Source organism: Paraburkholderia azotifigens, assembly GCF_007995085.1.
GTDB classification, from domain to species: Bacteria; Pseudomonadota; Gammaproteobacteria; order Burkholderiales; family Burkholderiaceae; genus Paraburkholderia; species Paraburkholderia azotifigens.
The window spans coordinates 701,382-713,412 of sequence record NZ_VOQS01000001.1; the positions used below are offsets into that span (position 1 = coordinate 701,382).

Here is a 12,031-nt window from a genome sequence, read left to right on the forward strand (position 1 = left end):
ATCAGCGTTTCAAGGCGGTACGTGCCCGAGCGATCAGTGCCGACGTGGACGAGTCGTGCTTCTTCTCATCGACGCTGGCCGCCGTGAGATCCGCTTCGACGACCTTGCCCAGAATCTTGCCCAACTCGACGCCCCATTGGTCGAACGAGTTGATGTTCCAGACCGTGCCTTGCACGAGCACCTTGTGTTCGTACAGTGCGATCAGCGCGCCCAGCGAGCGGGCGGTGAGGGCATCGACGAGCAGCGTCGTCGTCGGACGGTTGCCGGGGAACATGATGTGCGGTACGAGGTCAGGCTTGTTCGGCCCTGCCACCTTTTCTGCCTCTTCGCGCGTACGGCCGAGCATCAGCGCTTCGCTCTGCGCGAAGCAGTTCGCCAGCAGCTTCGGATGATGCGACACGAGGGGATGCTCGGGTGTGAGCACGGCGACGAAATCGATCGGGACGATGGTTGGCCCCTGGTGCAGCATCTGGAAGAACGCGTGCTGGCCGTTCGTGCCCGGCTCGCCCCACGTGACGGCCGACGTATCGTACGTGACAAACGATCCATCGAGGCACGCCTGCTTGCCGTTGCTCTCCATCTCCAGCTGTTGCAGGTACGACGGCAGGTAATGCAGCGCTTCGGAATACGGCGCGACCAGATAGCTTTGCGAGCCGAAGAAGTTGCGATACCAGATGCCGATCATGCCCATCAGCACGGGCAGATTGCGTTCCAGCGGCGCGCTGCGGAAATGTTCGTCCATCTCGTTCGCGCCCGCGAGGAGTTCGTCGAACTGCTTCGGACCGATGGCGATCATGATCGACAACCCGACGGCCGACCAGAGCGAGTAACGCCCGCCAACCCAGTCCCACATCTCGAAGACGTTCTCCTGCGCGATGCCGAACTTGACGACTTCCGTGGGATTCGCCGAAACACCGACAAAGTGTTTCGCCAGCTCGCCCGCCGGACAGCCTTTCTCGAGGAACCAGTCGCGCAGCGAGTTCGCGTTGGTCATCGTTTCGAGCGTCGTGAACGTCTTGGAGACGATGATGGCGAGCGTCTCCTCGGGATCGATCTGCTGCAGCACGCGGTACAGGTCCGCGCCGTCGACGTTCGAGACGAAGTGCGTGGAGATATCGGGTGTGGCGAGGTGCTGCAGCGCGTGCACGACCATCTTCGGGCCGAGGTCCGATCCGCCGATGCCGATGTTCACGACATGACGAATGCGCTTGCCCGTGTAGCCCGTCCATTCGCCGCTGCGCACCTTGTCCGCGAATGCCGCCATCTTTGCGCGCTCGGCCTGGATCTTGCCGTAGAAGGGCGCTGTTGGGTTACTCGCGCGCAGCGCCGTGTGCAGCACCGCGCGGCCTTCCGTCGGATTGACGGTGTCGCCTGCGAACATTGCGTCACGGCGCTTCTCGACCTGCGCTTCACGCGCGAGTTGCACGAGGAGATTCAGGGTTTCGTCGGTGATGCGGTTCTTCGAAAAATCGGCTGCGAGACCGCCGCCGGCGAGGGTGAAGCGTTCAGCGCGCGTCGGCGCGGGATCGTTCTCGGGTGCAAACCAGTCGCGCAGTCGCGCATCGCGAATCTGTCCGTAGTGTGTCTGCAGCGAGTTCCAGGCGGGGAGCGAGTTGAGAGTCATAACCGTCCGTCTAACGAAGGAAAACGAATGGCCGGCCGCGTCGGGCGTGCCGGGGGTGATCTGCAGACGCGCAGTTGGCTGAGCGGTCCGGTCGCCGGATGCGCGGCGGCGTGTCGCGTGCCCGGTCAGCGGGCGCCTGCAGTTGGCGTCGCGGCCGTTGGACGGCCGCACGACGCAGTCAATCAGTATAACGGGCCGCGATGACACCCGGGATAGATGAGCCCGACCGCCAGATAGCGGGACGCCCGGCGCAGCACGATCGGCCTTCACTCCCGCGCTGGATAGACCAGCCGATTCACCAGCTTGCGCACCATCGGCGCGAGTTCGCCCGCCGTCAGGCCCGCGGGCCCTTTGCCACGCGCGGTGAGCATGTCCGCCGCGAGACCGTGCAGGAACACCCCCGCAAGCGCCGCCTCATAGCGCGGCAGCCCCTGGCCAAGAAATGCGCCGATCAGGCCGCCGAGCACGTCACCCGTGCCCCCCGTCGCGAGTGCCGCATTGCCCGTCGGATTGACGGCGACGCGTCCGTCGGGAGCCGCGATCACGGTGCCCGTCCCTTTCAGCACGGCAACGCACGCATAACGCGCCGCAAGCTCGCGCGCTGCCGACAGCCGGTCGCGCTGCACGTTTTTCGCATCCGTGCCGAGCAGGCGTGCTGCTTCGAGCGGATGAGGCGTCAGCACGCACGGGTCGTTCGCAGTCTCGCCGCGCTGCTTCACGGCTTCGGCGAGTTCGGCGTGGTCGGCGACGAGATTCAGCGCGTCGGCATCCAGCAATTTCGGCACATTTAGCGGCAGCACGTCGCGCAATACCCCGACGGCGCGCTCGCGCTTGCCCATGCCGCAGCCGATGGACAACGCGTCCATCGTGGCGAGCGGCAGTTCGTCGAGCGGATGGAGCATCAGTTCGGGGTGCGGCGGATCGTACGGCGGGCTGCCCGCGCCGAGGAACGCGACGTGGACCTTGCCCGCGCCCGCATATAAGGCAGCGCGCGCCGCAAGAATGGGCGCGCCGCACATGCCCGTGTCGCCGCCCACGACGGCCATGCTGCCGAACGTGCCTTTGTGCGTCGCGTAGTCGCGCGGCGGGAAACACGGGACGAACAGGGCGGGACCGTTCAACCGGACCATCGGCTGGCGCGGTCCTTCGACGCCGATCGGCGCAACCGTCACTTCACCTGCCAGATCGCGCCCCGAGGCCATGTATAGCCCTGGTTTTGCGCCGATAAAGGTGACGGTGTTCGTCGCGCGCACGGCAACGCCGCCCTCCACGACGTTGCCCGTGTCGCTGTCCAGCCCGCTTGGCACGTCGAGCGCGAGCACGCGTCCACGCTTCATGGCGCGCGCCGACAGCTTTGCGGCGATAGACGCGAACACGCCTTCCAGCGGACGCGCGAGCCCGATGCCGAACATGCCGTCGACCACCCAGCCATAACTGTCCAGGTACTCGGGCACGACGTTCGAAATCGGCACGCCGGCGGCACGCGCTTCGGCGAGCGCCCAACGGGCATCGGCGGGCTTCACCTCCACGGGCATGCAGACTTCGACGGCGACCCCCGCACGGCGAAGCTCCGCCGCGACGACGAGCGCGTCGCCGCCATTGTTGCCGGGTCCGGCAACGAGCCAGACGGGTTGATAAGGATCCGCCGAACCGTCGTGCGCGATGTGTTCGAGCAGGAAGCGCGCGCCTGCATGCCCGGCGCGTTCCATCAGGGTGTGGGCAGGCAGCGCCCCTTCGGCATTTTTTTCGAGCGCGCGTAATTCGGCGACGCTCAGCAGCGTGAACGGCCGGTCGTGCGGGTTAATGAGAATGGCTTGTGCAGGCGGCAGCGAGGGAAGTGGGAGCGGGGCATCGGTCATGGCAGCGTACGAGAGCAACAGGGTATGCCCATGGTAGTTGCATTGCCCGTGCCGGTGCCAGTCCGTCCAGCGGCATAGGACGAATGACCGTCCCATGCCGGTTATTGCGTTCAGGCGTTGAAGCGTTCGGGGCGAAGCGCCGCGATCGTGTCGGACGGCAGTTCGGGCGGCGCGCCGGATACGAGGCTCGCGATCAGCTTGCCCGACCCGCAGGCAAGGCCCCAGCCGACGGGACCGTGCGCCGCGTTCACATAGAGCCGCGGATGCAGCGCGTTGCCCGTCACGGGCAGGCCGTCGGGCGACAGCAGCTTCACGCCTTCCCACGGCAGCGCCGCCGAGATGCGAGCGGCGCCCGGCACCCAGTCGTGCGTCGCCTGGCTGAGCAGCGCGAGCGCTTCCTTCGTGAGCGCTTCAGGCAATGGCTGCCGCGTCTGGCTCGCGCTTTGCAGCACCGCACCGCCCGCGATGCGCAGCCGGTGATTGCTGCGCGTGATCGTGATGCGCTTGACGGCATCGATCACCGTCGTGTGCGGTGCGAATTCCTCGCGCGCGACGGGCGCGACGAGGTTGTGCAGCCGCAGCGGATGCAGCGGCAGGTTCAGCCCGAGCTTTTCCAGCAACGCGAGGCTCCCGACGCCCGCCGCGACGACCACGGCATCCGCGCTGATCACATCGACATCGCGCGAGCGCGAGGATTCGCCGTTCGCGGGCGCCAGCTCGACGGCGGCACGCTGGTTGTCGAGACGGATGCCCGTCACTTCGCGCCCGCACTGGAACTGCACGCCGCCTTGCGAATCGAGCGTCTGCTTGATCAACTTCGCGAACAGCGGACAGTTCGCCGTGCCTTCGTCGTCGAACAGCACGCCGCCCGCGAAATGCGGTTCGAGCGGGACCGAATGCTCGATGGTCTGGCATTCCTGCGGACTCAGCACATGGTGCGGCACCTCGAACTGCCGCAGCAGGTCGAGCGCCGGCTGCGTGTGTTCCCAATCCTGCGGACCGCGCACCAGATACAGCTGGCCCTTCGTCTGCTCGAATTCCAGATTGATGTGATGCTCGATGTCGGCAAGCGACTCGCGCGCCGATTCGATCAGCGGACGCAGCAGCGCATATTGCTTCTTGAAGGCTTCGGGTTCGGCGAGCACTGACAGCTTGCGGATGAAATCGCGCACCGGCCCATTGAAGCCCGTCTTCTTGATGACGCCGTTCTTTGCCGCCTGGCGATGCTGCATGAAGGTCGGTCCGAACCAGACATCGAGCGGCGTCGGCAGCAGGGTGCCGCCATGTCCGTAGGTGGCGCCTTGCGCGACGGTGGCGTGCCGTTCGACGACACACACCCGGTGACCGGCCGCGCGAAGCTGATAGGCGGTGGCGACGCCGACGATCCCGCCGCCAATGACGATGACATCCATGATTAATTCGTATTGCCGGCGGCACGCGTGGGGCCAGGCGTATTTCGTGACATGCGGCGCAGCGCGACAGCAGATGCTGCGCCGATCTGATGAAAGGCGGAATGATAGCAGTCAAACGGCCCGCCCGGCAGGCTGCCGTTCGGTCCGGGAAGAATCGTCTCGTGCCCGTATGCGTGCCGGTTTCGACGCGCGTAAAGCGTGCGATCGGCGTGCGATCGGCCTGGCACATCTGGCCAAAACCGCGTCTCAAAATGGTGCGGGAAAGCGCGGACACACGTACAGACGCTGTCCGCAGGCGCAAAAGACGCGTCAGGCGGGGATGCAGCCCAGGTCTGCCGTGCCTTCCCGGGTTATAATCTTGGACTTCCTTACGCCTCACGTCGCCCCCACGCGCGACTGTCCGAGCGGTTGCTCAAGTTGCAGAAGCAATCGCGCGCGGCACCCAGCGACGCAACCGATCGACGCAACGTCAAGTTCATGGCCCACTTCTCGTGTTTCCCCGGCGCTTCGGCCCTTTCCGATTTCCGTCAAACCCGCCTGCTCGATACGCTGTCGCGCATCGACGCCAGCATCGTCGGCGTGCGCGGCCAGTATCTGCACTTCGTGAACTCGCAGACGCCGCTTTCCACGGAAGACAGCGCGAAGATCGAAGCGCTGATGCACTACGGCGATCCGTTCGACGCGGGCAAGGACAAGGGCACCGTCGAAACCTTCCTCGTCGTGCCGCGCTTCGGCACGGTCTCGCCGTGGGCGAGCAAGGCCACGGACATCGCCCTCCATTGCGGCCTGACGCACGTGCGCCGCATCGAGCGCGGCGTCGAGTACACGGTTGTGCTGAAGGGCGGACTGCTCGGCGGCAAGAAGGCATTGTCGGACGAGGCGCGTGCCGCCGTCGCCGCCGCGCTGCATGACCGGATGACGGAAAGCGTCGCGCCGTCGCGCGATCACGCAATGCACCTGTTCGACGAACTGCCCGCGAAGCCGCTGCAAACCGTCGGCGTGCTGACGGACGGCCGCAAGGCGCTGGAGAAGGCGAATGCGGAGCTGGGTCTCGCGCTCGCCGAAGACGAAATCGACTACCTGGTCGACGCGTTCACGAAGCTCGGCCGCAACCCGACCGACGTCGAACTGATGATGTTCGCGCAGGCCAACAGCGAGCACTGCCGCCACAAGATTTTCAACGCGAGCTGGACGATCGACGGCGAAGCGCAGGACATGTCGCTGTTCAACATGATCCGCAACACAGAAAAGCTCAATCCGCAGGGCACGATCGTCGCGTACTCGGACAACTCGTCGATCATGCAGGGCGGCATGGCCGAGCGCTGGTTCCCGCGCAAGCCGGCGAACGCGGGCGAGCCGGGAGAGCGCTACGGCCGTCACACCGAGCTGACGCATACGCTGATGAAGGTGGAGACGCATAACCACCCGACGGCGATTTCGCCGTTCCCGGGCGCCGCGACGGGCGCGGGCGGCGAAATCCGCGACGAAGGCGCGACGGGCCGCGGCGCGCGCCCCAAGGCGGGTCTCACGGGCTTCACCGTGTCGAATCTCGAACTCCCGGACGCGCGCGAGCCGTGGGAAAACGCGCGCGACGCGAATCAGCCCGTCGGCCATCGCAATGCCGCCGATCAGTTCGACACGTACGGCCGTCCCGACCGTATCGCGTCGCCGCTGCAGATCATGATCGACGGGCCGCTCGGCGGCGCCGCGTTCAACAACGAATTCGGCCGGCCGAACCTCGGCGGCTACTTCCGCACTTACGAGCAGAACGTCGCGGGCCGCGTGCGCGGCTATCACAAACCGATCATGATCGCGGGCGGTCTGGGCAACGTGTCCGACCAGCACACGCACAAGCACGATCTGCCCGCCGGCTCGCTGCTGATCCAGATCGGCGGTCCCGGCATGCGCATCGGCATGGGCGGCGGCGCGGCAAGCTCGATGGCGACGGGCACCAACACGGCCGAACTCGACTTCGATTCCGTCCAGCGCGGCAATCCGGAAATCGAGCGGCGCGCGCAGGAAGTGATCAACTCATGCTGGCAGCTGGGCGAAGGCAATCCCATCCTGAGCATTCACGACGTGGGCGCGGGCGGCCTGTCGAACGCGTTCCCCGAACTCGTCGATGGCGCGGACAAGGGCGCGCTGTTCGAACTGCGCAAGGTGCAGCTCGAAGAAAGCGGCCTGTCGCCGCGCGAAATCTGGTCGAACGAAGCGCAAGAGCGTTATGTGCTGGCCATTCCGCCGTCGCGGCTCGAAGAATTCGCGGCGATCTGCGATCGCGAGCGTTGCCCGTTCGCGGTGGTCGGCACGGCGACGGCCGAACGTCAGCTGAAACTGATCGACGCTGACATCCCGGCCGACGACGCGCATCAGCCCGTCGACATGCCGATGGACGTGCTGCTCGGCAAGCCGCCGCGCATGCACCGCGACGTGAAGCGCGCGTCGACGCCGCTGCAACCCGTCGACGTCACGCACATCGCGCTGCATGAGGCGGCCGTCAACGTACTGCGTCACCCGACGGTCGCGAGCAAGTCGTTCCTGATCACGATCGGCGACCGCTCGGTGGGCGGCACGACGGCGCGTGACCAGATGGTCGGCCCGTGGCAGGTGCCCGTCGCCGATTGCGCTATCACGACGGTCGATTACGCGGGCTTCCGCGGCGAGGCAATGACGATGGCCGAGCGTACGCCGCTCGCAGTGATCGACGCGCCGGCATCGGGCCGCATGGCCGTCGGCGAAGCCGTGACGAACATCGCGTCGGCGCCCATCGCGTCGCTCGACAAACTGAAGCTGTCGGCCAACTGGATGGCCGCGTGCGGCAGCCCGGGCGAAGACGCGGCGCTGTACGACACGGTGAAGGCGATCGGCATGGAACTGTGCCCGGCGCTCGGCATCGGTATTCCCGTCGGCAAGGATTCGCTGTCGATGCGCACGAAATGGGCGGACGGCAGCGTCGAGAAGGAAGTGGTCGCGCCTGTGTCGCTGATCATTTCGGCGTTCGCGCCCGTCGAGGACGTGCGCCGTCATCTGACGCCGCAACTGTTGAGCGCGAAGGAAGCGGGCGAAACCGTGCTGATCGCGATCGACCTCGGCCGCGGCAAGCAGCGCCTGGGCGGCAGCATTCTGGCGCAAGTGACGCAGCAGGTGGGTGACACGGTGCCGGACGTCGACGATCCCGAAGACCTGAAGCGCTTCTTCACGGCGATCCAGGCGCTCAATGCGGACGGCAAGCTGCTGGCGTACCACGATCGCTCGGACGGCGGGTTGTGGGCGACCGTCTGTGAAATGGCGTTTGCGGGTCACGTGGGCGTGTCGCTGAACGTCGACATGCTGACGCTCGATCCCGACCACGAATCCGATTACGGCGACGCGAAGGATTGGGCGAAGCAGACGAGCGGCCGTCGCGAAGACCGCACGATCCGCGCGCTCTTCAACGAAGAACTCGGGGCCGTGGTGCAGGTGCGTGCCGCCGACCGCGACGCCGTGCTTGCGGCGTTGCGCGAGCATGGCCTGTCGGCATGCTCGCATGTGATCGGCAAGACGAACGACCGCGACATGCTCGAAATCTATCGCGACGCGAAGAAGATTTTCGACGCGCCGCGTGCCGAACTGCATCGTACGTGGAGCGAGGTGAGCTGGCGTATCGCGCGTCTGCGCGACAACCCGGCGTGCGCCGACGCGGAATTCGACACGCTGCTCGACGCGGGCGATCCTGGCATCCAGCCGCATCTGTCGTTCGATCCCGTGGAAGACGTTGCGGCGCCGTTCATCGGCAAGGGCGCGCGTCCGCGCGTCGCGATCCTGCGCGAGCAGGGCGTGAACTCGCACCTCGAAACAGCTTATGCATTCGACCGCGCGGGCTTCGATGCGCACGACGTTCACATGAGCGACCTGCTGTCGGGCCGCGCGACGCTCGCCGATTTTGCGGGCGCTGTGGCGTGCGGCGGCTTCTCGTATGGCGACGTGCTGGGTGCAGGCGAGGGCTGGGCGAAGACGATCCGCTTCAATGCGAAACTCGCCGACATGTTCGCGGCGTTCTTCGGACGTAACGACACGTTCGCACTCGGCATCTGCAACGGCTGTCAGATGATGAGCAGCCTCGCGTCGATGATTCCGGGCGCGGACGCATGGCCGAAATTCACGCGCAACAAGTCGGAGAAATTCGAAGCGCGTTTCTCGCTGGTCGAAGTGCAGCCGTCGCCGTCGATCTTCTTTGCAGGCATGGAAGGCTCGCGGATTCCTGTTGCCGTTGCGCACGGTGAGGGTTTTGCAGACTTTTCGCAGCAGGGCGATGCGGCGCGTGTCGCCGTCGCGATGCGGTATGTGGATCATCGTGGGCAGCCCACGGAGCAGTATCCGTTCAATCCGAACGGCTCGCCGGCGGGTATCACGTCTGTCACGACGCCGGATGGCCGGTTTACGGTGCTCATGCCGCATACCGAGCGCGTGCATCGCAATGTGCAGATGAGCTGGCATCCGCAGGCCTGGAAGGAAAGCGCGACGGACGGCAGTCCGTGGATGCGGGTGTTTCAGAATGCCCGGAAGTTTCTTGGGTAACGTTTCGCGGCCTGCGCGGCGCGGGCGGTTTTTTTATCGCTGGCGTCCGCGTGGTGGCTTCGTGCTGCATGCGTCGCCCCTGCGCGGGGCGGCACCTACTTTTCTTTGCAGCGGCAAAGAAAAGTAGGCAAAAGAAAGCCGCTCACCCCGCCAGTTCTGGTTGTTGCCTGCGGGCCCCCTACGGGTCCCGCACTCCACACGGCAACGCAGTTTTCCACGCGTGTTGCCAGCGCCTCTAACAGGCGCATCACCCACTCCAGTCACCCGTAGCGTAGCCTGCGGCAGCGAATCGTCTGCGCCGCCCAGGTGGCAAACGGTGTGTAGGCTGTCGCACCTTACGCGTTCGCGCTTCTACGACACCGATCCCGCTTTTCAGTCCGGAGTGGTGCACTTACGTCGAGACTGCCTACACACCGTTTGCCACCTGGGCGGCCGTGGACTTCTGGTAACGCAATTCCCGACGCGCGAGTGTGAAGCGGGTGAGGCGTGAGCTAGCAAGCTGGCAACGCGCGTGACACCGCGCGTTGCCGTCTGGAGTGCGGGACCCGCTGGGGGCCCGCAGGCAATGACTAGCATTCGCGGTGTTAGCCCGCTTTCTTTGCTTACTTTCTTTGCGGCGGCAAAGAAAGTAAGTGCCGCCCCGCACACGGGCAACGCAAGCAGCACCGCTACGAAATCGCGGATGCCAGCAAAAAAACCAAGCGCCCCGCGAAGGCAAAACCAAAAGCAAAAAACAAAAAAGCCGCCCGAAGGCGGCCTCCTTCAATCCAACTTCGAAGAAGTTACTGGACTTTAGCCTTAGACCGCAGGTCTTCCTCAAACGCCTGCAGCTTCTCCTGCTGCATCTGCTGCGCAATCTGCGCCTTCACCTGCTCAAAAGGCGGCGGCGGTGTCTGCCGAACATCATCGACGCGAATGATGTGCCAGCCAAACTGCGTATGCACGGGCTCATCCGTCATCTGGCCTTTCTGCAGCTTCTCGGCGGCAGTTGCGAACTCAGGCACGTAAGCCTTCGGGTCCGACCAGTCGAGATCGCCACCGTTCTTGCCCGAGCCCGGATCCTTTGAGAACTGCTTCGCGAGATCCTCGAAGCTCGCGCCGCCCTTGATCTTCGCGATCAGATCTTTCGCCTGCTGCTCGTTGTCAACGAGGATGTGGTGCAGGTGATATTCCTTGCCGCCAATCTGCTTCACCAGCTCGTCATACTTCGCCTTCACTTCGGCATCCGACGGCTGGTTCTTCTTCAGGTAATTCTCGATCAGCGCGCGCAATACAACCGTCTGCTGCGCGACGGCGACCTGCGCCTTGACGTCCGGCTTCGAGGGGATGCCTTCGCGGATCGCTTCCTGCATCAGGATTTCGCGGTTCACGAGCTCTTCGCGTACGGCCTGTTGCAGCTTCGGCGAATCCTGTTGACCCTGTTGCACAAGTTGCGCAACCAGCGCATCGGCGCGCGACTTCGGAATCGGCGAGCCGTTCACGACGGCGATGTTCTGTGCAAAAGCAGGCGCGGCCGCGAATGCAGCCAGCAAAACCCAGTAGCGGGTGTTTTTCAAGGTCATCGGAAGTTTCCTAACGGGACAGCAAATTGAATTCTTCTGGCGTGTAAGCCGTGATGGCGAGAGCGTGAATGCCGCGCTGCATGGCATCGGCCAGCGCATCATACACCATGCGGTGCCGCGCCACGCGGGCCTTGCCGGCAAAGGCGCCCGCCACGATCGTCACCGCGTAGTGGCCGCCCGCCGAGGCGCCCGCATGGCCCGCATGCAACGCGCTGTCGTCGCGCACCGTAATCGAATCGACGGGCGCGAGCGCCGCCGTGATGCGCGCCTCGATCAGCGCGATGCGCTCGGCGGGACTCGCGTGAAGGAAAACGTCGTCGCTCATGTCACTCTTCCTTCATGTACTTCGACAGCCACAAACTCTGTCCGACGATAAACACCACGAGGCAGCCCGTCGCGCCGAACAGCTTGAAATTGACCCACGCATCCGTCGAAAAGTTATACGCGACAAACAGATTGAGTATGCCGAGCAGCACGAAAAACACGGCCCACACGTAGTTCAGCTGGCCCCAGATGCGGTGCGGCAGCTGGATCTGCTTGCCCATCATCGCTTCGATCAGGTTCTTGTTGAACGCGAGCGCCGAGACCACCAGCACGACGGAAAACGCCCAGTACAGCACGGTCGGCTTCCATTTGATGAAGGTGTCGTTGTGCAGCACGAGCGTCGCGCCGCCGAACACGGTGACGACGCCGAGGCTCACCCACAGCATCGGGTCGACCTTGCGGTGCCGGAAGGCGACCCACGCGATCTGAACGAGCGTGGCGGCGATCGCGACGGCCGTCGCCGTGAAAATGCCCCACACCTTGTACGCGACGAAGAACAGGATGATCGGGAACAGATCGAACAGAAATTTCATTGTCGGCTTGGGAATCCGGAGAGTGTTGGGCGCATCGTGCGTGCCGTCTGCGATCGTTGCGCGGCGTGCCGCACCCGGCATGAAACTCACGCCGCGCGCGATGCTATCTGGGCTCGAATTGTAGCGCAGGCGGGTAGGCGGAGTCGCGCGAGGCAGCCCG

The 12,031-nt window shown here is 64.9% G+C and carries 7 protein-coding genes; 1 reads left to right on the forward strand and 6 read right to left on the reverse strand.

Annotation, left to right across the window (positions count from 1 at the left end; translation table 11 throughout):
- Position 1: 1 nt before the first annotated feature.
- The 3 genes from pgi to FRZ40_RS03115 all read right to left on the reverse strand — a co-directional run bounded on the left by pgi (position 2) and on the right by FRZ40_RS03115 (position 4,895).
- A complete protein-coding gene (gene pgi, locus FRZ40_RS03105; RefSeq protein ID WP_028365483.1) occupies positions 2 to 1,624 on the reverse strand; it encodes a glucose-6-phosphate isomerase in 1,623 nt (540 codons plus the stop codon).
- 266 nt (positions 1,625 to 1,890) lie between these two features.
- Positions 1,891 to 3,483: an NAD(P)H-hydrate dehydratase gene (locus FRZ40_RS03110; protein WP_147233281.1), complete on the reverse strand. Its 1,593-nt coding sequence runs from the start codon at positions 3,481 to 3,483 to the stop codon at positions 1,891 to 1,893.
- 110 nt (positions 3,484 to 3,593) lie between these two features.
- Positions 3,594 to 4,895: an FAD-dependent oxidoreductase gene (locus tag FRZ40_RS03115; protein WP_147233284.1), complete on the reverse strand. Its 1,302-nt coding sequence runs from the start codon at positions 4,893 to 4,895 to the stop codon at positions 3,594 to 3,596.
- Between the two features lie 477 nt (positions 4,896 to 5,372).
- Between FRZ40_RS03115 and purL the strand changes: the two genes are divergently transcribed.
- Positions 5,373 to 9,452: a phosphoribosylformylglycinamidine synthase gene (gene purL / locus FRZ40_RS03120; protein WP_147233285.1), complete on the forward strand. Its 4,080-nt coding sequence runs from the start codon at positions 5,373 to 5,375 to the stop codon at positions 9,450 to 9,452.
- 782 nt (positions 9,453 to 10,234) lie between these two features.
- On the opposite strand, the gene FRZ40_RS03130 is transcribed toward purL, so the two are convergent.
- The 3 genes from FRZ40_RS03130 to FRZ40_RS03140 are packed head-to-tail and all read right to left on the reverse strand — an operon-like array spanning position 10,235 to position 11,871.
- A complete protein-coding gene (locus tag FRZ40_RS03130; protein ID WP_028365488.1) occupies positions 10,235 to 11,014 on the reverse strand; it encodes a peptidylprolyl isomerase in 780 nt (259 codons plus the stop codon).
- 10 nt (positions 11,015 to 11,024) lie between these two features.
- Positions 11,025 to 11,339: a BolA family protein gene (locus tag FRZ40_RS03135; protein WP_028365489.1), complete on the reverse strand. Its 315-nt coding sequence runs from the start codon at positions 11,337 to 11,339 to the stop codon at positions 11,025 to 11,027.
- Between the two features lies 1 nt (position 11,340).
- Complete coding sequence (locus tag FRZ40_RS03140; RefSeq protein ID WP_028365490.1) at positions 11,341 to 11,871, reverse strand: septation protein A; 531 nt, start codon at positions 11,869 to 11,871, stop codon at positions 11,341 to 11,343.
- Between the last annotated feature and the right edge of the window lie 160 nt (positions 11,872 to 12,031).